General features: G+C 68.3%; 19 protein-coding genes and 1 riboswitch. Of the genes, 4 read left to right on the top strand and 15 right to left on the bottom strand.

Features of this window, described 5'->3' with window-relative positions; genetic code table 11:
- Window positions 1-83 precede the first annotated feature (83 nt).
- Window positions 84-1,355, bottom strand: a complete 1,272-nt coding sequence (locus ABS88_RS18620; RefSeq protein WP_286750285.1) for a serine hydrolase domain-containing protein — start codon at window positions 1,353-1,355, stop codon at window positions 84-86.
- A gap of 181 nt (window positions 1,356-1,536) precedes the next feature.
- On the opposite strand from ABS88_RS18620, the gene ABS88_RS18615 reads away from it, so the two are divergent.
- Window positions 1,537-2,412, top strand: a complete 876-nt coding sequence (locus ABS88_RS18615; protein ID WP_286750284.1) for a hypothetical protein — start codon at window positions 1,537-1,539, stop codon at window positions 2,410-2,412.
- Window positions 2,375-2,914, top strand: coding sequence for an AHH domain-containing protein (locus tag ABS88_RS18610; RefSeq protein ID WP_158682146.1), 540 nt, complete (start codon window positions 2,375-2,377; stop codon window positions 2,912-2,914). Before ABS88_RS18615 ends, ABS88_RS18610 begins: the two co-directional genes overlap by 38 nt.
- Here the strand turns inward: ABS88_RS18610 and ABS88_RS18605 are convergent.
- From ABS88_RS18605 to miaA, 14 genes are all read right to left on the bottom strand, one after another.
- Window positions 2,904-3,875 carry an NAD(P)H-dependent flavin oxidoreductase gene (locus ABS88_RS18605; RefSeq protein ID WP_067110106.1) on the bottom strand — a complete coding sequence of 324 codons (972 nt, stop codon included), beginning with the start codon at window positions 3,873-3,875 and terminating at the stop codon, window positions 2,904-2,906. The genes ABS88_RS18610 and ABS88_RS18605 overlap by 11 nt on opposite strands.
- A 96-nt stretch (window positions 3,876-3,971) precedes the next feature.
- Complete coding sequence (locus ABS88_RS18600; RefSeq protein ID WP_502686162.1) at window positions 3,972-4,379, bottom strand: acyl-CoA thioesterase; 408 nt, start codon at window positions 4,377-4,379, stop codon at window positions 3,972-3,974.
- Complete coding sequence (metE, locus tag ABS88_RS18595) at window positions 4,372-6,678, bottom strand: 5-methyltetrahydropteroyltriglutamate--homocysteine S-methyltransferase (RefSeq protein WP_104960326.1); 2,307 nt, start codon at window positions 6,676-6,678, stop codon at window positions 4,372-4,374. Before metE ends, ABS88_RS18600 begins: the two co-directional genes overlap by 8 nt.
- Before the next feature lie 116 nt (window positions 6,679-6,794).
- A riboswitch (cobalamin riboswitch) is annotated at window positions 6,795-6,997 on the bottom strand.
- Window positions 6,998-7,073: 76 nt separating this feature from the next.
- Window positions 7,074-7,613, bottom strand: coding sequence for a hypothetical protein (locus tag ABS88_RS18590; protein ID WP_076075782.1), 540 nt, complete (start codon window positions 7,611-7,613; stop codon window positions 7,074-7,076).
- A gap of 168 nt (window positions 7,614-7,781) precedes the next feature.
- Window positions 7,782-9,446, bottom strand: a complete 1,665-nt coding sequence (gene leuA, locus ABS88_RS18585) for a 2-isopropylmalate synthase (protein ID WP_083675105.1) — start codon at window positions 9,444-9,446, stop codon at window positions 7,782-7,784.
- Window positions 9,447-9,657: 211 nt separating this feature from the next.
- Window positions 9,658-10,302, bottom strand: coding sequence for a YceI family protein (locus ABS88_RS18580; RefSeq protein WP_076075779.1), 645 nt, complete (start codon window positions 10,300-10,302; stop codon window positions 9,658-9,660).
- A gap of 97 nt (window positions 10,303-10,399) precedes the next feature.
- A complete protein-coding gene (locus ABS88_RS18575) occupies window positions 10,400-10,813 on the bottom strand; it encodes a hypothetical protein (RefSeq protein WP_104959533.1) in 414 nt (137 codons plus the stop codon).
- Window positions 10,814-11,444: 631 nt separating this feature from the next.
- Window positions 11,445-12,698: an adenosylmethionine--8-amino-7-oxononanoate transaminase gene (locus ABS88_RS18570; RefSeq protein WP_076075774.1), complete on the bottom strand. Its 1,254-nt coding sequence runs from the start codon at window positions 12,696-12,698 to the stop codon at window positions 11,445-11,447.
- Window positions 12,699-12,847: 149 nt separating this feature from the next.
- On the bottom strand, window positions 12,848-13,456 hold the full coding sequence (gene bioD, locus ABS88_RS18565) for a dethiobiotin synthase (RefSeq protein WP_286750283.1): 609 nt from the start codon (window positions 13,454-13,456) through the stop codon (window positions 12,848-12,850).
- Window positions 13,456-14,589, bottom strand: a complete 1,134-nt coding sequence (locus ABS88_RS18560; protein WP_104959534.1) for an 8-amino-7-oxononanoate synthase — start codon at window positions 14,587-14,589, stop codon at window positions 13,456-13,458. The genes bioD and ABS88_RS18560 overlap by 1 nt, the downstream gene beginning before the upstream one ends.
- A gap of 134 nt (window positions 14,590-14,723) precedes the next feature.
- Window positions 14,724-15,758, bottom strand: coding sequence for a ketol-acid reductoisomerase (gene ilvC / locus ABS88_RS18555; RefSeq protein ID WP_076075767.1), 1,035 nt, complete (start codon window positions 15,756-15,758; stop codon window positions 14,724-14,726).
- Between the two features lie 92 nt (window positions 15,759-15,850).
- Window positions 15,851-16,366 carry an acetolactate synthase small subunit gene (gene ilvN / locus ABS88_RS18550; protein WP_067109669.1) on the bottom strand — a complete coding sequence of 172 codons (516 nt, stop codon included), beginning with the start codon at window positions 16,364-16,366 and terminating at the stop codon, window positions 15,851-15,853.
- Between the two features lie 5 nt (window positions 16,367-16,371).
- Window positions 16,372-18,126: a biosynthetic-type acetolactate synthase large subunit gene (ilvB, locus tag ABS88_RS18545; protein WP_076075764.1), complete on the bottom strand. Its 1,755-nt coding sequence runs from the start codon at window positions 18,124-18,126 to the stop codon at window positions 16,372-16,374.
- Between the two features lie 86 nt (window positions 18,127-18,212).
- Window positions 18,213-19,175, bottom strand: coding sequence for a tRNA (adenosine(37)-N6)-dimethylallyltransferase MiaA (gene miaA, locus ABS88_RS18540; RefSeq protein ID WP_076075761.1), 963 nt, complete (start codon window positions 19,173-19,175; stop codon window positions 18,213-18,215).
- Between miaA and serB the strand changes: the two genes are divergently transcribed.
- Both serB and ABS88_RS18530 read left to right on the top strand, forming a co-directional pair.
- Complete coding sequence (gene serB, locus ABS88_RS18535; protein ID WP_067109660.1) at window positions 19,174-20,058, top strand: phosphoserine phosphatase SerB; 885 nt, start codon at window positions 19,174-19,176, stop codon at window positions 20,056-20,058. The genes miaA and serB overlap by 2 nt on opposite strands.
- 2 nt (window positions 20,059-20,060) lie before the next feature.
- Window positions 20,061-20,639, top strand: a complete 579-nt coding sequence (locus ABS88_RS18530) for a septal ring lytic transglycosylase RlpA family protein (protein WP_076075759.1) — start codon at window positions 20,061-20,063, stop codon at window positions 20,637-20,639.
- Window positions 20,640-21,008 lie beyond the last annotated feature (369 nt).

Below are 21,008 nucleotides of genomic sequence, written 5' to 3'. Positions count from 1 at the left end.
GGCGGCGCCATGGCCTTCACGCCTGACGGCATCGAATGCCTCATCAACCTCATTGCCGAACAATCATAGCGGATCCGCGGCCTTCACCGGATGGCTACCGGTTTGACGGGGACATTATAGTTACGCCGGTTGGTGCGATAGGCACCGACCGGCACGACCTCGCCCGCGGGCGCGGCGGCGCGCGGCGCCGGCTTTTGCGGAAAGATCCGGCCGATCAGCGCGTCCGTCAATTCGGTACGCGCGCCATAACTGCCCGGCCCGCCGGTTTCGGACACGAAGATGCCGAGGCCGGCTTCAGGGGCGAGGATCAGGCGCGAATGGAAATCGACGGTATTGCCGCCATGGCCGACGAGGCGCGGTCCGGCGTTGCGAATGACGAAGAAGCCGTGCGCCATGCCGGGCAGGCCGGGGGCATTGGCATGCGAATCGCGCATCAGCAGCGCGACCGATTCGGATTTCAGGATTCGCGCCGCGCCGATCGCGCCGCCGTTCAGCATCGCCATCATGAACCGCGCCACATCGGGGGCGCTTGCGGTTCCCGAACCGCCGGGCATGATCTGGCTGTACAGCTCGAACGGCTTTGCGACAAAACGCCCGTCCCTGAGCCGATAGCCCTTGGCCACGCGCGGGGCGAGCGGGGCGGGCAGGGGCTCGCGAAAGCTCGCCGATTCCATGCCGAGCGGCGCGAAGAGGTGGCGTTCGGCATAGTCGGCGAAGGGTTCGCCCGAAACCCGCTCGACGATATAGCCGGCCAGCGCCGCGCCATAGTTGGAATAGGATATCTTGGTGCCCGCGGGCCACAGCCGTTGCGGGACATGCGCTTTCAGCCAATCGCCATAGGGGACGAGTTCGTCGACCGACCGTGCGGTGATTCTGCCCGTATCGCTCATGCCCGGCGTATGCGCCATCAGATCGCGCACCCGGATCGGCTGCCCTTCGAACGGCGGGATGGGAAAGTCGATATAGTCGTTCACATCGGCATCGAGGCTGACGCGGCCGGCCTCGACCTGCTGCATCAGCGCCGCCCAGGTGAACAGCTTGGACACGGAGGCCAGCCGGAACAGGGTCCGTTGCGGGTCCACCGGGACGCCCTGGTCGACGTCCGCGAAGCCATAGCCCCGCGCGAGCAGCACGCGGCCTTGATGAACGACGATGACGACCGCGCCCGCAACCTCGCGCGTCGCGATCTGCTGGGCCATCACGCCATCGATGAAATCGGCGAGGCCGGCGAGTTGCTCCGTCGGGACGTTATAGGCGGTTTGCGGCGACGTCTGGGCAAAAGCTGCCGACGGCAGGCCGAGGGAGCCGAGCAGCGCGGCGCCAAGGGTGGCGTGCCAAATCCAGCGTCGCGACATGAAGGAACCTCTCTGGCGAACGAAAATATCCGTCGAGCGAAGGCTGGCAATCGAAACAATGCCGATGGGGTATAGGTCGACGCTATGCTGCGGGACGATGACCTGCCGCGCGGCGGCGGATTAACTTGTCGACAGGATCGCAATTAGCATTTGATCAAGGGCGCCCGTCCTGCGATGCCCGGTGCGATCGACGAAGGCCGGCGCGGCGATGGATGGCGACGACAACAGCAATGAAGGGACGAGGAGGCTGGTTGCGGCTGGTCCCTTTGCGCTGATCGTCGCGCAGGGTTTCGGGCGCCGGTCGCCGGCCGAGATCGAGCGCGCGCTGCGTCACATGGGCTTGCGACCGGAAGGCGTTGCGGCGGACGGGCAGGGCGGGCTGCTGGCGACGGGGCCCGACGCGCCGACATTCCACCTGCGGCTCGGCGCGACGGAACTGGTCGCCGGACCGGCGGGCGCGGCGGCGCTGCTCGATTTTGCCGATCCCGACGCGCCGGCGACGAGCCAGCTCGCGGCAGGGCTGCCGCCCGACTGGCGAGAGGCCGGGCGATGCTGGGCGTTCGTCGCGCCGGGCGGCGCGACCCCATCCGCCGGGGGCGGTCAGGCCACGCGCATGCGCGAGCTGTTCAAGACGCTGGTGCTGCTGATCGACCTGTTCGACGCCAGCCACATCTTCTGGTCCCCCGCGCGGCTGTGGTCCGACGCCCCGCAGTTCCGCGCCGCGGTTGCCGAGATGCTGACGAGCGGCATGCCGCCCGTCCTGCACCTCGTCGCCTTTCGCCGGCACGAAACGGCGGGCGGCGCGCATGTCGGGACGCGCGGGCTCGCCGCCTTTGCCGGGCAGGAACTCACCGCCGCGATCCCGGCCGGCTGGACGGTGGCGGACATGGTGCGGCGGCTGGCGCGTCTCGCGCTCGACATCATGGTTAACGGCCCCATCGTCGAAAGACAGCGCGCGCGCGGGCTGCAACAGGGCGAATGGGTCGATCTGTCGCCGCGCCTCGATGCCGATCGGGGGCATGCGGTGGTGGACGTCGCCTTCGACCGCGGCGGCTGAGGCCGCGTTGCGGTGCGATTCGCGGCGATGGCGCGGGGCGCCGCCGCCGCGGCCCGGTTTCCAGCGCCATCACCTGCTGCCCGTCCTGCTGCTCCGCCGGCCGCAGATGGCGGCGATGTTCGACTGCCTGCGCGTCGAGGGCTTCCTGCTCCAGCGGTTCGACCTCAACGGCCTGATGCTGCCGGCAAGCGAGGGCGGCGCGCTGTCGTCGGGCCACGCGCTGCATCGCGGGCCGCACCCCGGCTATAGCGACGTGATGGTCGCGCGGGTCGAGCGTATCCGCGCCCATTTCGCCGCGCAGGCGTCCGGCGACCCGATCGCGGCGCGGCGGACCGCGGTGATGCGGCTGCGACTGTTGCAGGATACCGCGCGGCGCGCGCTGACCGACCGGCACGGCGCCGGCTTCTGGCTCAACCGGCGCGATCCGATGCGGATTTTCGCCGATCGCCCCTATCTGGACGACGCGATCGAGCGGCTGTTCGGCGGCGGGGTCAGCCGATGACCTTGCCTTGCAGTTCGCGCCACGCCTCGCGATATTGATCGGTCAGTTCGGCGACGAAATCGGCGGCGGGGCGCACCGCGCGCACCGACCCGATTCCCTGGCCGGACCCCCAGATGTCCTTCCACGCCTTGACCTTGGTATTGCCGCCCGAACCGAAATTCATCGTCTTGAGGTCGCCCTTCGGCAGCGCATCGGGGTCGAGCCCGGCGTTGACGATCGAGCCGCGCAGATAATTGCCGTGGACGCCGGTGAACAGGTCCGAATAGACGATGTCGGCGGCGCGCCCCTCGACGATCCCGGCCTTGTATCCGGCGTCGGCGTTCGCCTCGGCGCAGGCGATGAAGGCGCTGCCGATATAGGCGAGATCGGCGCCGCAGGCCTGCGCGGCAAGGATCGAGCGGCCGTGCGCGATCGCGCCCGACAGCGCGACCGGCCCGTCGAACCATTCGCGGATTTCCTGCACCAGCGCGAAGGGCGACTGGGTGCCGGCATGGCCGCCCGCGCCAGCCGCGACGGGGATCAGGCCGTCGGCACCCTTCTCGACCGCCTTGCGCGCGAAGCGGTCGTCGATGACGTCGTGAAGCGTGATGCCGCCCCAGTTATGGACCGCCTGGTTCAGCTCTTCGCGCGCGCCGAGCGAGGTGATGGTGATCGGCACCTTCCACTTCTCGCAGGTCGCGATATCGGCTTCGAGCCGGTCGTTCGAGCGATGGACGATCTGGTTGACCGCGAACGGCGCCGAGGGACGGTCGGGATTGTCGCGATCCCACGCCGCCAGTTCCTCGGTGATGCGGTGGAGCCATTCGTCGAGCAGCGTCTGCGGCCGCGCGTTGAGCGCCGGGAAGCTGCCGACGATCCCCGCCTTGCACTGCGCGATGACGAGGTCGGGGCCCGAGACGATGAACAGCGGCGAACCGATGACGGGCAGGCGAAGGCGGTCGAAAATCGCGGGAAGGGCCATGGGCGTCGCTCTCCGAATAGAGGTTTCGGCTGACCTTAACGTAAACGGAAGGCTGCGCAAGGGGGATCGCGGCTGCCTGTCACAAGCGCGAACGGGTCAGGACGGTGGGGGCGCGGTGGCGGTGCGGCCGAGCGCGCGCGGGCGCCGGTCGGGGCCGACGGCGACGAAGATGAAGACCGCTTGCGTCACCTTGTGTCCGTCCTCGGCATGGCGATCGCGCGCCCAGGCCTCGACCTCGACATGCATGGAGGTCCGGCCGATCTTCACCAGCCGGCCGAAAACCGACACCTCGTCGCCGACGAACACGGGGCGGTGGAAGGCCATGCCCTCCACCGAGACCGTGACCGCCCGGCCGCGCGCGTGGAGCGACGCGACCGAAGACGCGGCCAGGTCCATCTGTGCCATCAGCCAGCCGCCGAAGATATCGCCATAAACATTGGCGTTGGCGGGCATCGCGGTGACGCGGATCGTGGGCTGGTCCGCGGGCATGGTTTCGTCATGCATCATAGGCCTCCCGAATCCGCATCCGCTGCGCCGCGGCGACCATCGAGACGAGGGCCGGTCGCACCTCGTCCCACTTGCGCGTCTTGAGCCCGCAATCGGGATTCACCCAGAGTCGATCGGGCGGCAGGTGCCGTCCGGCGAGGGTCAGCAGGTCGGTCATCTCGCGCTCGGCCGGAATGCGCGGCGAATGAATGTCATAGACGCCGGGACCGATCTCGTTCGGATAGGCATAGCTTGCGAAGGCCCCGAGCAGTTCCATCTGCGACCGCGCGGTTTCGATCGAGATGACGTCGGCGTCCATCGCGCCGATCGCGGGAAGGATGTCGTTGAATTCCGAATAGCACATGTGGGTGTGGATCTGCGTGTCGTCGCGCACGCCGGAGGCCGCGATGCGAAAGCATTCGACCGCCCAGCCCAGATAATGCGGCCATTCGCCGCGGCGCAGCGGCAGCCCTTCGCGCAGCGCCGCCTCGTCGATCTGGACGATCGCGGCGCCCGCGGCCTCCAGGTCCAGCACCTCGTCGCGGATCGCCAGCGCGATCTGGCGGCAGCTCGCTTCGCGTGGCTGGTCGTCGCGGACGAACGACCAGTTGAGGATCGTCACCGGGCCGGTGAGCATGCCCTTCACCGGCCGGTCGGTCTGATCCTGGGCATAGCGCCACCAGTCGACCGTCATCGGCCGCGGGCGCGACACGTCGCCATAGAGGATCGGCGGCCGCACGCAGCGCGAGCCATAGCTCTGCACCCAGCCGCTGCGGGTGAAGGCGAAACCGGCAAGCTGTTCGCCGAAATATTGCACCATGTCGTTGCGCTCGAACTCGCCGTGGACGAGGACGTCGAGGCCGATCTCCTCCTGCCACTTGATCGCGGCGCGGGTTTCGACCTTCAGATAGCGGTCATAGGCCGCATCGTCGATTTCGCCCCGAATATGCGCGGCGCGCGCCTTGCGGACCTCCGCCGTCTGGGGAAAGGAGCCGATCGTCGTGGTCGGATAGCGGGGAAGCGGAAGGCGCCGGCGCTGCGCCTCGCGGCGGGCGGCGAAGGGCGCGGCCCGGCGCGCGGCGTCCGCATCGAGCGCGGCCAGGCGCGCGGCGACGGCGGGATCGTGGATGCGGGGCGAGGTCGCCCGGGCGACCGCGGCCATCCGCGACGCCGAAAAGGCGGCGAAGGCGGCATCCTCGCCTTCGTTCAACGCCCTGGCGAGCGCGGCGAGTTCCTCGATCTTTTGCGTCGCGAAGGCCAGCCATTGCGCGATTTCGGGATCGAGCGCGGTTTCGAGCGCCAGATCGACCGGGACGTGGAGCAGCGAACAGGATGGCGCGAGGATCAGGTCGCGCGTCGCCGCCAGTTCCTTGAGCCGCCAGTAAAGGTCGGAAAGGTTGGCGCGCCAGATGTTGCGGCCGTCGACGATGCCGAGCGACAGCAGGACGTGCGACCGCACCTTGTCGAGTGCCGGGCCGAGCTGTTCGGGCGCGCGGACGAGGTCGAGGTGGAGGCCGTGGACGGGCAGTTCGGCAGCGAGATCGAGATTGTCGCCGAGACCGCCGAAATAGGGGGTGAGCATCAGGCGTGGCCCCGCCGTCGCGAGCCGCGCATAGGCGCGCTCGAACGCGGCGCGCTGCGCATCGTCGAGATCGAGGACGAGGCAGGGCTCGTCGATCTGCACCCACTCGGCGCCCTGTTTCGTCAGCCGCGCGAGAATCTCGGCATAGGTGTCGAGCAGCGCGGGAAGCAGGGCGAGCGGTTCGACCGCCTTGCCCTTGGCGAGCATCAGGTAGCTGACCGGGCCGAGCAGCACCGGGCGCGTCTGATACCCCAGCGCCTTCGCTTCGTCATATTCGTCGAAGATCTTCGTCGAAGCGATGCGGAAGGTCTGGCCGGCGGTGAGTTCGGGGACGAGGAAATGATAGTTGGTGTCGAACCATTTGGTCATCTCCTGCGCGGTCGTATCGGCGGCGTGGCCGCACCCGGCGTGCATCGGATCGCCCTGCGCGCCGCGCGCCATCGCGAAATAGAGATCGGTATCGACCGTCTCGCCGTCCCAGTCGTAGCGCGCGGGGACGGCGCCGATCAGCGCCGAGGTGTCGAGCACATGGTCGTAGAGCGAAAAATCGTTCGACGGCAGGATGTCGGCCCCCAGCGCCTTCTGCCGCGCCCAATGGGCGACGCGCAGGCCAGCGGCTGCGGCGTGCAGGTCGGCGAGGGTCGATTTGTCCGACCAGTAGGATTCGAGCGCGACCTTGAGTTCGCGGCGAAGGCCGATGCGGGGAAAGCCTAAAGTGGCGACGCTGACAGTCATTTCGAGCACCTTGCAGGGGGCAAGGGCGACGGACAGACGCGAACGCACGATATCCCGCGTCCGCAGGGCAAGGGTCGGACGCAGCCATGCATGCGGCCTGACCGGGCACCCCGCCGGAGGACGTATCTGACGAGGCAGGTCTCCTGGCTCGCGGGTCGCCGCAGCGGTCTGGCCTTCCCGGTTCCTTGCCGAACCAGTGGCATGATCGACCGCCGCTCGCCGCTTACAGTTGCGGGGGCAGCGCCGGTTTTGCACCGGCTTCCCATCTTCGCTCCGCCCCGGATGCCCGGCGCGAAGAACCTCGACAGCATGCAGAATAGGCGCCGCGACGATCCTGTCAAGCACTATATAAAGAAATCTTTATATGTGTTTCGCGGCGTGGTGATTGCCCTATCCTAAAAGGCAGTCGCCAGCAGCGCGGCGGTGGCGGCCGCGATCGCCAGCAGGAGCGCGATCTTCGGGCCGTGCGAGGCGAGAATATGGGTCCGCCGGCGATCGAAGGGCGGCCCTTCGACCGCATGAGAAAGCTCGGGTTCGGGCCGCGTGCGCGCCGCGAAGGCGGGCGGCGATGCGAGGGCGGGGCCGCTGATCCCGCTGGCGAGCGCCAGCTTCTCGAACGCCACCGCCATCTTCTCGCGGTCGAGGTGCCGGTCGATCGCCTCGCGCTCGGGGTCGGGATCGGGCGGCGGCGGCAGGCTTGCGACCCTGCGCTCGATTTCGCGGTCGAGCGCGTGGAGGCGGTCGATCGCCTCGACGATCCGCTGCCGGTCGCTGCTGGCGAGCGCCAGTTCGAGACGGGTCAGCGACAGCGCGCTCGCGCGGCAATATTGCAGGCTCCAGAACAGGTCGCTGCTTCCCCCGTCGGCGGGGAGCGGCCCGGCGGGCGCGACGGACGCGCTCGGGCCGCTGGCGGACGGGGCCTGGGATGCGTTCACGGGTCCTTCTCCTTCGCCGCCCCCCGGCTGCGCGCATCGGCTTAGGACCAAATGCGCGCACCGCGAAACGCCGATCGGGCCAGTCGTGACCGGGATGCGGCGGACGGGAGAGGGAAGGGGTGCGCGGAGGCCGGGGCGGCCCGCGCCGCCCCGGCCTCCGCGACCGGATCAGATCGCGTTCGCCGCCGACAGGATCGCGCGCACGCTGGCGGTCGCGACATCGGTGTCGAGACCGCAGCCGAACAGGCTGCGGCCGTCGGGGGTGCGGCATTCGACATAAGCGGCGGCCTGCACGTTGCTGCCCTGGCCGATCGCATGTTCCGAATAATCGACGATGTCCATCGCCGGGCCGCCCGATTCGGCCAGCGCGGCGACGACGCTCGACATCAGGCCGTTGCCGCGGCCGCTGATGCTGCGCTCGGCGCCGTCGATGGTCAGCTTGCCGGCGAAGATGCGGTCGGCGCCGCTCTGGCTTTCCGCCCAGCTCACGAGCTGGAAGCGCTTGCCGTCCGCCGCCAGATAATGCCCCTCGAAGGCGGTCCAGATGTCGTCGGCGGTCAGCTCGCGGCTCGTCTGGTCCGCCACCGCCTGGACGATGTGGCTGAAGCTCGTCTGCATCTTCTTCGGCAGCTTCAGCCCCTTGTCCTGTTCGAGCACCCAGGCGACGCCGCCCTTGCCCGACTGGCTGTTGACGCGGATCACCGCTTCGTAGCTGCGCCCCAGGTCGGCGGGGTCGATCGGCAGGTAAGGGACTTCCCACTTGTCGTCGTTCTGCCGCTCGCGCGCCGCGAACCCCTTCTTGATCGCGTCCTGGTGGCTGCCCGAAAAGGCGGTGTAGACCAGCTCGCCGCCATAGGGGTGGCGCGGGTGGACAGGCAACTGGTTGCAATATTCGACCGTCTGGATGACCTGATCGATGTCGGAGAAGTCCAGTTCGGGGTCGACGCCCTGCGTGTACATGTTGAGCGCGATGGTGACGAGGCAGGTGTTGCCGGTGCGCTCGCCGTTTCCGAACAGGCAGCCCTCGACGCGGTCGGCGCCCGCGAGCAGGCCGAGTTCGGCCGCCGCGACCCCGGTGCCGCGGTCGTTGTGCGTGTGCAGGCTGATCAGCGCGCGGTCGCGGTTCGGCAGATGCTTGCAGAAATATTCGATCTGGTCGGCGTAGATGTTCGGCGTCGCCGCCTCGACCGTCGCGGGCAGGTTGAGGATGATCGGCTTGTCCGCCGTCGGCTGGAGCACGTCCATCACCGCGGCGCAGCATTCGATGCTGAAATCGATCTCCGCGGTCGAGAAGGTCTCGGGGCTGTATTCGAAGCGCCAGTCGGTGCCGGGCAGGCGCGCGGCATTGTCGCGCAGCTGCTTCGCGCCGTCGATGGCGATCTGTTTGATCTCGGGCATCTCCATGCCGAAGACGATGCGGCGCCACGCGGGGCTGACCGCGTTGTAAAGGTGGACGATCGCGGTCTTCGCGCCCGCCAGGCTGTCGAAGCTGGTGCGGATCAGGTCGGCGCGCGCCTGCGTCAGCACCTGTGGCGTGACGTCGTCGGGGATGCGGCCCGAGCGGACGAGGTTCTGGATATAATCGAAATCGGTCGCGCCCGAAGCGGGGAAGCCGACCTCGATCTCCTTGAGCCCGCATTTGACGAGCAGGTCGAAGAAGCGCGTCTTCTTTTCGGCGTCCATCGGGTCGATCAGCGCCTGGTTGCCGTCGCGCAGATCGGTCGAGAGCCAGATCGGGGCCTTGGTGATCGTGCGGGCGGGCCACTGGCGGTTTTCCAGTGGGACCTGCGGAAAGGGTCGGTACTTGGCCGAGGGGTCGCGGAGCATGGGCATGGGTTGGCTTCTTCTGCTTGTGTGGATTCGGATGCTGTGTCGTCAGGCCCTTGAGCGCGTGGCCCGCCGCGAAAGGCGCAGGCCGAAAGTCACGCCCAAGGGCGTGTAAGTCGCAGAAGAAGGAGGCCGCGCATGTGCATCGCCCGCGCTCATGACCAAAAAGCGCGGGCTTGGCAAGAGGGCGGCCGCAAAAAGTGCGGTGGGAAGGCGCCTACTGCTTCTCGAACGCCGCGTGAATCTTCAGCTCGACACGGTCGCTGACCAGCGGGATGCCATAGAGGATGCCAAAGTCGCTGCGGCGAATCTCGCCCTCCGCCTCGAAGCCGACGGTTTCCTTCTTGCTGCCGGGATTGGTGCCCGCGCCGTGGAAATCGACATCGAGCGTCACCGGCCGGGTCACGCCGTTGAGCGTGAGGTTGCCCGTCACCTTCGCCTCGTCGCCATCGTCGTCGAGGACGACGCGGGTCGACACGAAACGCGCGTCGGCGGGATCGGGGCCGAAGAAATCGGGCTTGGCGCCGTCCTTGCCGGCACGAAGCAGATGGCCGGTCAGCCCGGCGCTTGCCGTCGTCACCTTCGACACCGGGATCGTCACGTCGACCTTCGCGGCCGCCGGGTTGGCGGGATCGAGGACGAGCGTGCCGGTCACGTCGCCGAAAATCCCCTGATATTTGCTGAAGCCGAAATGATCGACCTCCCACACGACGATCGTGTGACCGGGGTCGGCGGCATAGGTTCCGGCGGCGACGCGGCTCCTGTCGGGCGCGCCGGGCACGGCGGGGCCGCCCTGCGCAAGGACGACCGGGACCGCGACGACGGCGAGCGCGAGAGCGGCGAAGGGAAGGGTATGGCGCATGGGGGGGCTCCTGTTCCGAGAGCGGCGAGGCTAGGCGAGAGGGCGGCGCGGCGTCAATGTCGTCGCGGCGAAACGCACGGTTTCCGGACTGTGGGGTCTATGGGTGCGTCGCGCGCCGCGCCTCGAACCATTCGCGCAGCGCGGCGGCGGCGCAGCCCGTGAAGCCGTAGCTGCCGACCGGCGAACAGCTGTTCGGCCGGGTGGCGCGGGCGATCGTCTCATAACCCTCGACCTGCGATGCCCAGCTGCCGCCGCCGACCGGGGCGTCGTCCTTGATCTCCTCGCGCAATTCCTTGGGGACGCGGTAGCGATCGGATTCGGGCTGCTGCGCGCAGACGACGATCTCGTCGCCCTGCGCCTCGGGACAGGGTTCGTCGCCATAGGTATAGAGGATCGAGGTCTTTTGCGGCGGCTGCGCCGACTGCGCGAGGCTTTCCTCCTCCTGCGCAAGCGCCGGAACCGCGGAGGCGAGGGCCGCGAGACAAGTCAGAAGAGCGGCTTTTCCTGTCATTCCGGATCGCGTTCCCGATGTCGTGGCCTGCGACGATGGACGGCCGCAGATGAACCCAGGCCGAACTGCGGCCTGTGGATTCGGAGTTCGGCACGGTTTCTCGCTTTTATCGCCCTGAATTCTCCCTTCGTCACCCTGAACTTGGTTGGGACATATACCCTTCAGGCAAGTCAGGCGCTGTTCCCCGGCGAAAGCCGGGGTCCAACTGGCGCAGCGCGGCTTCGCATGGACCCCCGCTTTCGCCGGGGAACAATTATCTGTCGAAAAGGGGTAATGGCCAACCTGTTTCAGAGCCTGCCCCGGACCCGATCCGGGGGTCCATGGTCTGCCCTCGAATGGAAGGCGGCGCAAAAGGGGGGAGGCCGGCCATGGATGCTGAAACAAGTTGGCGTTTATACCCCTGAGACAGGGACGCTGGTGATCCCCGGCGAAAGCCGGGGTCCACGTGGGGCAGCGCTGTGCCATCTGGACCCCGGCTTTCGCCGGGGAACGCTCACCTGTCGGAAGGGGATAATTGCGAAACAAGTTCAGCATGACGAACGGATGGGGCAGCGCGCCAAAACCTGAATCCTCACACGCCATAGAGGCGCTTCCCCCTTCCTGGAGAATGCTTGAGCGGACGCTCCACCACTTACGGCGATGGATCGAGATCGAGCGATGCGGCGATCGCGTTCCAGACCTGCGCGAGTTCGCCGGGCGCGATGCAATAGGGCGGCATGACATAGATGCTGTTGCCGAGCGGGCGGAGCAGGACGCCGCGTTCGCGATAGAAAGCGATCAGGCGCGGCGCGAGCGTCGACAGATAGCCGCCGTCGGGGACGCGGACGTCGAGCGCGGCGATGGTGCCCAGCCGGCGCGGGTTCGCGATGCGCGCATCGCTGGCCAGCAGCGCCAAATGCGCCGCCTGCGCCTCGGCGAGCGCATCGATCCGCGCCTGCACCGGCTCGTCGCGCCAGATGGCGAGATTGGCGACCGCCGCGGCGCAGGCGATCGGGTTCGCGGTATAGCTCGACGAATGATAGAAGGTCTTCGCGCGGTCGGTCGAATAATGCGCTTCGAAGATCGGTTCGATGCACAGCGTCACCGCGAGCGGCATCGCGCCGCCGGTCAGCCCTTTCGACAGGCAGACGATGTCGGGGATCACCCCTGCCTGGTCGCAGGCGAAGCGGGTGCCGGTGCGGCCCCAGCCGGTCATCACCTCGTCGGCGATGAACAGGACGCCGTGACGGGCGCAGATCGCGCGCATCTCCGCGAGCACCCATGCGGGGTAGATCAGCATGCCGCCGGCGCCGAGGATCAGCGGTTCGACGATGAAGGCGGCGGGCTTTTCGGCGCAGGCGGCTTCGAGCGCGTCGAGCGCCGCCTGTTCGCGTCCCCCGGCGGGGAAGGGAATGGTGCCGACGTCGAAGAGCAAAGGCTGCCACGCCCGGTTGTAGACGCCGCGCTCGCCGACCGACATCGCGCCGATCGTGTCGCCGTGATAGCTGTGCTCCATCACCAGGATGCGGCTGCGCGCCTCGCCGATGTTGAACCAGTAACCGAGCGCCATTTTCAGCGCGACCTCGACGCTGGTCGAACCCGAATCCGAAAAGAAGACGCGGGTCAGCGGATCGGGGGTGATGCGGACCAGTTCGGCGGCGAGCGCTTCGGCCGGCTCGTGCGTCCAGCCTGCGAAGATGAGCTGGTCGAGCTTCTCGCTCTGCGCCCGGATCGCGGTCATGATGCGCGGATGCGCGTGACCGTGGGTGGTGACCCACCACGAGGAGATGGCGTCGATCCAGCTGTTGCCCTGCGCGTCGTAAAGGCGCGCGCCCTCGGCCCGGTCGATCAGCGGTATCGGCTCACCGAGCCCGTGCTGGGTGAAGGGATGCCAGATGGGTGACATAAGTGCGACCTCTCTTATCGCTCGTGCTGAGCTTGTCGAAGCACCGTTCTTCCTTCTGGCGCCGGATGGAAAAAAGGACAGCCCCCTTCGACTGCCTTGCAGGCGCTCAGGACAGGCTTCGACAGGCTCAGGGCGAGCGGCTTCTGGTTTCAGGTGAAGCCGGCGAGATCGAAGTTGGCGGCGAAGGCTTGCGCCAGCGTCTCGTCCGTCAGCGGATCGAGGCGGGGAAGGCGGCCCAAACGGCGGACGCCGCCAATTTTCGCGACGATCGCCTCGCTGTCCTCGACGGCGTCGCCGACGAAGGCGATGCCGTGGATCGGGACGCCGCGCGCGCGCAGCGCCTCGATCGTCAGCAGGCTGTGGTTGATCGTGCCGAGACCCGTGCGCGCGCAGACGATGACCGGAATCCGCCAGCGCGCGAACAGATCGGCATAGAGAAGCGTGCGCGTGACCGGGACGAGGACGCCGCCCGCGCCCTCGACGATCAGGTCGCCCGCGGGCGGGGTCAGCGCATCCGGATCGATCACGACGCCGTCGATCTCGGCCGCGAGGTGGGGGGAGGCGGGGGTGACGAGGCGATACGCCTCGGGCCGGACCGGCACCCCGGCCAGCCGCGCGACGACCTCGCTGTCGGTTTCGTTTTCGAGCCCCGACTGGATCGGTTTCCAATAGGCGGTGCCGAGCGCCCCCGCCAGCGCGGCGGTGAAGACGGTCTTGCCGATACCCGTGTCGGTGCCGGTCACGACGAAGCGCGGCATCAGGCGGCCGCCATCGCGTCGGCAAGCGCGCCGGTCATCGCGTCGATATCGCTTTCGGCGACGTTGAGCGTGATCGCGATGCGCAGGCGCGCGGTGCCCTGCGGCACGGTCGGCGGGCGGATGCCGCGGACGTCGAAGCCCGCGGCCTGCAACGCGCCGGCGACGCGCATCGCGCGGGCGTTGTCGCCGATCACGACGGGAAGGATCTGGCTGCCGCTCGCGGGCAGGCCGAGCGCGGCAAGGCGCGCCTCGGCATGGCGGACGAGCGCGTGAAGGCGCGCGGGCCGCTCGGGCTCGGTCGCCACGATCTCCAGCGCCTGGCGGACGAGCCACGCCATCAGCGGTGACGGCGCGGTGGAGAAGATGAAGGGGCGGCCCCGGTTGACGAGGAAATCGCGGACGATCTGCGGCCCGCAAAGCAGCGCCCCCTCGCAGCCGAGCGCCTTGCCGCAGGTGTGCAGCGTGATGAGCCTTTCGCGGGACGCAAGGCCGTGCGCGAGGCCCTGTCCGGCAGGACCGAAGACGCCGGTCGCGTGCGCCTCGTCGACCACCAGCACCGCGTCGTGGCGCGCGGCGACGATCGCGAGGTCGGCGAGCGGCGCCGTGTCGCCGTCCATGCTGTAGAGGCTTTCGACCGCGATCCACGGCGTGCCGGTGCCGCCCGCCTTGCGCCACGCGACGACGGCGTCGTCGAAGGCCTGCGCGTCATTGTGCGCGGCGGCACGGATGTCCGCGCGGCCGAGCTTCATGCCGTCGTGCGCGCTCGCGTGGATCAATTCGTCGTGGACGATCAGGTCGCCGCGCTGCGGCAGCGTCGCGAACAGCGCGGCGTTGGCGGCGAAGCCGGTGGGAAAGAACAGCGCCGCCTCGCTGCCATAGTGGCGCGCGGCATGGGTTTCGAGCGCTTCATGTTCCGCATGATTGCCGCGCAGCAGGCGCGAGCCGCCCGAGCCGGCGGGAAGACCGCGCGCTATGCCCTGAGAGAGCGCGTCGCGCAGCGCGGCGGAGCCGGCGAGACCGAGATAATCGTTCGAGGCGAAATCGATCCCGGCGCGCGGGACGAGGGTGCGGCGGCGGTCTTCGGCCGCGAGCGCAGCGAGATCGGCGCGGTGGGCGTGGAAGGGCTGCCTCATCATTTCCCTCCGTTCGTCATTGCGAGCGGAGCGAAGCAATCTCCAGCTATCGACCATGTGCGAAGTCGATGGCTGGAGATTGCTTCGTCGCTACGCTCCTCGCAATGACGAGGTTCCGTCGCTGTCCGGCGCGGTCAGTTGACCGCCTTGTCGACCAGCTTGTTCTTCGCGATCCACGGCATCATCGCGCGCAGCGCGGCGCCGGTCTGTTCGATCGGATGCGCGGCGGCGGCCTTGCGGCTGGCCTTCAGTTCGGGCTGTCCGGCCTGGTTGTCGAGGACGAAATCCTTGACGAAGCGGCCCGAGGTGATGTCGGCGAGGACGCGCTTCATCTCGGCCTTGGTCTCGTCGGTGATGATGCGCGGGCCGGTCTTGATGTCGCCATATTCGGCGGTGTTCGAGATCGAATAGCGCATGTTCGCGATGCCGCCTTCATAGAGGAGGTCGACGATCAGCTTGGTTTCGTGGAGGCATTCGAAATAGGCCATTTCGGGGGCATAGCCCGCCTCGACCAGCGTTTCGAACCCCGCCTGGATCAGGTGGGTGATGCCGCCGCACAGCACCGCCTGCTCGCCGAACAGGTCGGTTTCGCATTCTTCCTTGAACGTCGTCTCGATGATGCCGCTGCGCCCGCCGCCGACCGCCGAGGCGTAGCTGAGCGCGAGCGCCTTGGCGTGGCCGTTGCCCGCATTGCCGCTGGCTTCCTGCGCGACCGCGATCAGGCAGGGGACGCCGCCGCCCTTCTGATATTCGCTGCGCACCGTGTGGCCGGGGCCCTTGGGCGCGACCATGAAGACGTCGATGTCGGGGCGCGCCTCGATCAGGCCGAAATGGATGTTGAGGCCGTGCGCGAAGGCGAGCGCGGCGCCGGGCTTCAGATTGTCGGCAAGGTCGTCATAATAGATTTTCGCCTGATGCTCGTCGGGGGCGGCGATCATGATGACGTCGGCCCACTGGGCGGCTTCCTTGTTCGACAGCACCCGGAAGCCCGCGCCTTCGGCCTTCTTCGCGGTCGCCGAACCGGGGCGCAGCGCGATCGCGACCTCCTTGACCCCGCTGTCGCGCAGGTTCTGCGCGTGGGCGTGGCCCTGGCTGCCGTAGCCGAGGATGGCGACCTTCCTGTTCTTGATCAGATCCTGGTCGGCGTCGCGATCGTAGTAAACCTGCATGTCTTTCTTCCTCAATAGTGTGTCCCCGCGAAGGCGGGGACCCATCTGACGTTGACTGGACCCCCGCCTTCGCGGGGGAGCACGAAATTGAACTAAACCGCCTCCGGTCCGCGCGAGATGGCGACGATGCCGGTGCGCCCGACCTCGACGAGGCCGCATTCGCGCATCAGCGCGATGAAGCGGTCGACCTTGTCGCTGTTGCCGGTGATCTCGAAGACGAAGCTGGTCAGCGTCGTGTCGACGACCTTGGCGCGGAACACGTCGGCGAGGCGCAGCGCCTCGATGCGCTTCTCGCCGGTGCCCGCGACCTTGACCAGCGCGATCTCGCGCTCGACATGCGCGCCCTGGTCGGCGAGGTCGATGACCTTGTGGACCGGAACCAGCCGGTCGAGCTGCGCGATGATCTGGTCGATCACCGGCGGCGGGCCGGAGGTGACGATGGTGATGCGCGACAGCGCATGGTCGGCGGTGATGTCCGCCACCGTCAGGCTTTCGATATTATAGCCGCGCGCGGTGAACAGCCCGGTGATCTTGGCGAGCACCCCGGCCTCGTTGTCGACGGTGATGGCGAGCACATGGCGCTCGCCCGCTTCGGTGGTGATTTTCATGTCGGTTACACCAGAGCCTTGGCTTCGTCGTCCATCGTGCCGATGACGTCGCTCGGCTGGAGGATCATTTCGGTATGCGCCGCGCCCGACGGGATCATCGGGAAGCAGTTGGCGAGCTTGGCGACGCGGCAGTCGACGATCACCGGGCCGGGCGTATCGATCATGGTGCGGATGCCGTCCTCCAGTTCGCCCAGCGTGTCGATGCGCAGCCCCGTCCAGCCATAGGCCTCCGCCAGCTTCACGAAATCGGGCAGGCTGTCCGAATAGCTGTTCGAATAGCGGCTTTCATAGGTCAGTTCCTGCCACTGGCGGACCATCCCCATCCATTCATTATTGAGGATGAAGATCTTCACCGGCAGGCGGTGCTGGCTGACCGTGCCCATTTCCTGGATGTTCATCTGGAGCGAGGCCTCACCCGCGATGCAGATGACGAGGCGGTCGGGCCGCGCGACCTGCGCGCCGACCGCGGCGGGAAAGCCATAGCCCATCGTGCCGAGACCGCCCGACGTCAGCCAGCGATTGGGGGCGGAAAAGCCGAAATGCTGCGCCGCCCACATCTGGTGCTGCCCGACCTCGGTGGTGATGATCGGGTCGCGGCCGCGCGTCGCCTCGAACAGCGCCTTGACCGCGCGCTGCGGCATGATCTCCGCCCCGCTGTCCTTCTTCTCCGGGAAGTCGAGGCAGCGCGTCGCGCGCCAGCCGTCGATGCGGCGCCACCATTCGCCGAGGTCGCGCGCCTTGTGCCCCTTGTCCTGCCACGCGCCGATCAGCGCGTCGAGCGCGCGCCCCGCGTCGCCGAGCACCGCGACGTCGACGGGAACGATCTTGTTGATCGACGACCGGTCGATATCGATGTGGATCTTCTTCGCATGCGGCGCGAAGGCGTCGAGGCGGCCCGTGACGCGGTCGTCGAAGCGCGCGCCGACCGCGATGATCAGGTCGGCGCGATTCATCGCCATGTTCGATTCATAGGTGCCGTGCATGCCGAGCATGCCGAGCCATTTCGGATCGTCCGACGGAAAGGCGCCGAGCCCCATCAGCGTCGAGGTGATCGGCGCGCCGGTCAGCCCGACGAGCTGGCGCAGCGCCGCGCTCGCGTCCGGGCCCGCGTTGATGACGCCGCCGCCGGTGTAGAAGATCGGGCGCTCGGCCGCCGCGATCAGCGCGATCGCATCGGCGATCGCATCGGCGTCGGGTTCGACCTGCGGGCGATAGCTCTGGTGCTCGATCAGTTCGGGCATGCTGTAGGTGCCGGTCGCCACCTGCACATTCTTCGGGATGTCGATCACCACCGGACCGGGCCGGCCATGCGTCGCGATATGGAACGCCTCGTGGATGATCGGGCCCAGCCGGTCGGGGTCCATCACCAGATAATTGTGCTTGGTGCAGTGGCGCGTGATGCCGACCGTGTCGCATTCCTGGAATGCGTCGGTTCCGATCAGGGTCGTCGGCACCTGCCCGGTCAGCACGACCATCGGGATCGAATCGAGCAGCGCGTCGGTGATGCCCGTCACGGCGTTGGTCGCGCCCGGGCCCGAGGTGACGAGCACGACGCCGGGCTTGCCGGTGGCGCGGGCATAGCCCTCCGCCGCGTGGGTCGCCGCCTGTTCGTGGCGGACCAGAATGTGCCGGATCGTCGGGTGGTTGAACAGCGCGTCATAGATCGGAAGGACCGCGCCGCCCGGATAGCCGAACACTGTATCGACCCCAAGGTCGACCAGCGCCTGAACCACCATGTCGGCACCGCTCATTTCCGTCACGACACTGCTCCTTTTCTCCATTTCGCCCGCGCGCAAGGCCCGCGCTTGTGCGACGCAACAAGGCTGCGGGCAATAGGTATATGATTCTATCCTGTCAACAGTGCATGTTGTAATTTTATTGCTATTTCCTTTATGGAATCGACGGATAATGACGCTTCGTGTCGGGGCCATCCGGCCGGCGGCTGATGGCGCAGCCAGGTGAACTGGCGTTTCGCATATTGGCGGGTCGCGGCCTGCGCCCGGTCGAGCGCCTCGGCGCGCGACAGGGTGCCGCGCAGCAGGGCGGCGATCTGCGGCACGCCGATCGCGCGCATGACGGGAAGGTCGGGGTCGAGATCGCGGGCGATCAGCGCCGCGACCTCGTCGATCGCGCCACGCTCGAACATTTCGGCGAGCCGCGCGTCGCAGCGCGCGCGCAGTTCGTCGCGCGGCGGCAGCAGGACCAGCGGGACGAGCGCGACGGAGTCGGCGATGCCGCCCTCGCGCGCGCGCTGCCAGTCGGCGAGCGGCCGGCCCGTGGCGCGCACCACTTCGAGCGCGCGGGCGACGCGCGTCGTGTCGGCGGGATGCAGGCGCGCCGCCGCGGCGGGATCGGCCTTCGTCAGCGCGGCGTGGGCGTCGGCCACCGCCATCGCGCGCACTTCGGCGCGAATATCGGGGGCGATCGCGGGCACCGGCGCGATGCCGTCGAGCAGCGTGCGCAGATAGAGACCGGTCCCGCCGACCAGGATCGGGATATCGTCGTCCTCCCACGCGCGGGCCAGCGCACGGCGCGCTTCGGCGGCCCAGCGCGCCGCGTGATAGGCGCCGTCCGCCCCGTCGACATGACCGAACAGATGGTGCGGGACGCCCTGCATCTCCGCCGCGGTCGGGCGCGCCGACAGGATGGTCAGGTCGCGATAGACCTGGCTGGCATCGGCATTGATGACTTGCGCACGCCCCACCGCCTGCGCCAAGGCGACGGCAAGGGCGCTCTTGCCGCTGGCGGTCGGCCCGGCGATAAGCGCCACAGGAAGCCGCTGGCTCGAGGATGAAGAAGGAGATGCCATGTTCGTTGCGACGCTGATAGCAGCCGGAGCGCTGACGGGCGAGGTGGTGCGCGAGGCGATCGACCGCCTCGCCGCGACCGGGCACGACGTGGGCGCGCCGCACTGGCTCGACGAAGGCGACGCGGCCGACATCGTCTTTCAGGGCAGTCTGGTCAGCGCGCGCAGCGAGCTTGCGAAGATGGACCATGGCGCGCTCGACATCGTGGTCCAGCCGCTCGGCGACCGGACGAAGAAGCTGCTGATCGCCGACATGGATTCGACGATGATCACCGTCGAGTGCATTGACGAACTCGCCGACTATGCGGGGCTGAAGGCGCAGATCGCGGCGATCACCGAAAAGGCGATGCGCGGCGAGATCGACTTTCGCGGCGCGCTGGCGGAACGCGTCGGGCTGCTGGGCGGCATGGCGGAAACGACGCTGGCCGAATGCCGGATGGAGCGGGTCCGGCTGACGCGCGGGGCGCGCACGCTGGTCCAGACGATGAAGGCGCACGGCGCCTGGTCGGTGCTGGTGTCGGGCGGTTTCATGCCCTTCGCCGGGCCGGTCGCGGAAGCGGTCGGCTTCGACAAGGTGGTCGCGAATGAACTGGAGATCGTGGGCGGCCGGCTGACCGGGCAGGTGCGCGAGCCGATCGTCGATTCGGGCGCCAAGCTCGCGATGCTCCAGTCCGAGGCCGCGGCGCGCGGGCTGCCGCTGGCCGAGACGCTGGCGATCGGCGACGGCGCCAACGATATTCCGATGATCACCGCGGCCGGGCTGGGCATCGGCTATCACCCGCACCCCGCGGCCGCCGACGCCGCCGACGCCGCGATCCGCCATCACGACCTGACCGCGCTGCTGTGGGCGCAGGGCTATCCGCGGCGAAGCTGGGTGCTGGGGTAGGGATGCGGGGCCGTCCCGATTGCCGCCCCGTCCGGTTGGCCGGGGCCGCGGCGGCGATCCTGATGCTTTCGGCCTGCGCGGGCGGGAATTTCCGTCCGGTCAGCGATTCGCCGGTGCGGATCGGCAAGCCCTATGCGGTCCGCGGCACGACCTATGTGCCCGCCGCCGCCCCCGCCTATGACGTGGTGGGCTATGCGAGCTGGTACGGCAGCGAATCGGGCAACCGCACCGCCAATGGCGAGAAATTCCGCCCCGGATGGGTCACGGCCGCGCACACGACGCTGCCGCTGCCGACCTATGTCGAGGTGACGGCGCTCGACACCGGGCGGCGGATCGTCGTGCGCGTCAACGATCGCGGCCCCTTTGCGGGCGGCGGACGCATCATCGACCTGTCGCGCGGCGCGGCCGAACAACTCGGGATGAAGGCGCAGGGCCACGCCCCGGTGCGCGTACGGCGCGTCGAACCGTCGGAAAAGGACCGCGAGCGCCTTCGCAAGGGCAAGCCCGCCGCCGCGCTGGCGCCGCTGTCGCAGCGCGACCTGCAAAACCTGCGCGCGCGGCTGGCCGCCGGGGGGCGGTAGGGCGCGGTTGGAAAACGGGTATCGGACCGGACTGCTCGGCGGGATTATCATTGCGAGGAACCATCCTGGTTCCGCGCTGCCCCGGAGAACAATCGTTTGGGCTATAAAGCCGAGTGCTCCCGCGAAGGCGGGAGCCCAGAGCGGATGGAGCCATGTCGGCGTCTATCGCTCTGGGTCCCCGCCTGCGCGGGGACACGGCACGATTCATCCGAAGATGATCAGGCTAGGGAGCCATGCCTCGGATGGGCACCATTTTAAGGCGTGTGGGGGTTCATCTTGCGACTGTCCTTTATCGTGTGTCCCCGCGAAGGCGGGGACCCATCTGCGGTGGTTTCGAGATGGAACCGGCCGAAGATGGACCCCCGCCTT

Source organism: Sphingopyxis sp. SCN 67-31, assembly GCF_001725095.1.
This window is presented reverse-complemented; position numbering and strand designations above follow the sequence as displayed.

Bases quoted from the DNA above. Each gene is read 5' to 3' on its own strand.
- ABS88_RS18610 (WP_158682146.1), top strand. From the start codon at position 2,375: ATGCGGTGGTGGACGTCGCCTTCGACCGCGGCGGCTGAGGCCGCGTTG.
- ABS88_RS18620 (WP_286750285.1), bottom strand. From the start codon at position 1,355: ATGTCGCGACGCTGGATTTGGCACGCCACCCTTGGCGCCGCGCTGCTC.
- miaA (WP_076075761.1), bottom strand. From the start codon at position 19,175: ATGGCATCTCCTTCTTCATCCTCGAGCCAGCGGCTTCCTGTGGCGCTT.
- bioD (WP_286750283.1), bottom strand. From the start codon at position 13,456: ATGCCGCGCTTCGTCGTGACCGGCACCGACACGGGTATCGGCAAGACC.
- ilvC (WP_076075767.1), bottom strand. From the start codon at position 15,758: ATGCAGGTTTACTACGATCGCGACGCCGACCAGGATCTGATCAAGAAC.
- ABS88_RS18530 (WP_076075759.1), top strand. From the start codon at position 20,061: ATGCGGGGCCGTCCCGATTGCCGCCCCGTCCGGTTGGCCGGGGCCGCG.
- serB (WP_067109660.1), top strand. From the start codon at position 19,174: ATGTTCGTTGCGACGCTGATAGCAGCCGGAGCGCTGACGGGCGAGGTG.
- ABS88_RS18605 (WP_067110106.1), bottom strand. From the start codon at position 3,875: ATGGCCCTTCCCGCGATTTTCGACCGCCTTCGCCTGCCCGTCATCGGT.
- ABS88_RS18570 (WP_076075774.1), bottom strand. From the start codon at position 12,698: ATGTCACCCATCTGGCATCCCTTCACCCAGCACGGGCTCGGTGAGCCG.
- ABS88_RS18600 (WP_502686162.1), bottom strand. From the start codon at position 4,379: ATGCATGACGAAACCATGCCCGCGGACCAGCCCACGATCCGCGTCACC.
- metE (WP_104960326.1), bottom strand. From the start codon at position 6,678: ATGACTGTCAGCGTCGCCACTTTAGGCTTTCCCCGCATCGGCCTTCGC.
- ilvN (WP_067109669.1), bottom strand. From the start codon at position 16,366: ATGAAAATCACCACCGAAGCGGGCGAGCGCCATGTGCTCGCCATCACC.
- ABS88_RS18560 (WP_104959534.1), bottom strand. From the start codon at position 14,589: ATGAGGCAGCCCTTCCACGCCCACCGCGCCGATCTCGCTGCGCTCGCG.
- ABS88_RS18580 (WP_076075779.1), bottom strand. From the start codon at position 10,302: ATGCGCCATACCCTTCCCTTCGCCGCTCTCGCGCTCGCCGTCGTCGCG.
- ABS88_RS18575 (WP_104959533.1), bottom strand. From the start codon at position 10,813: ATGACAGGAAAAGCCGCTCTTCTGACTTGTCTCGCGGCCCTCGCCTCC.
- leuA (WP_083675105.1), bottom strand. From the start codon at position 9,446: ATGCCCATGCTCCGCGACCCCTCGGCCAAGTACCGACCCTTTCCGCAG.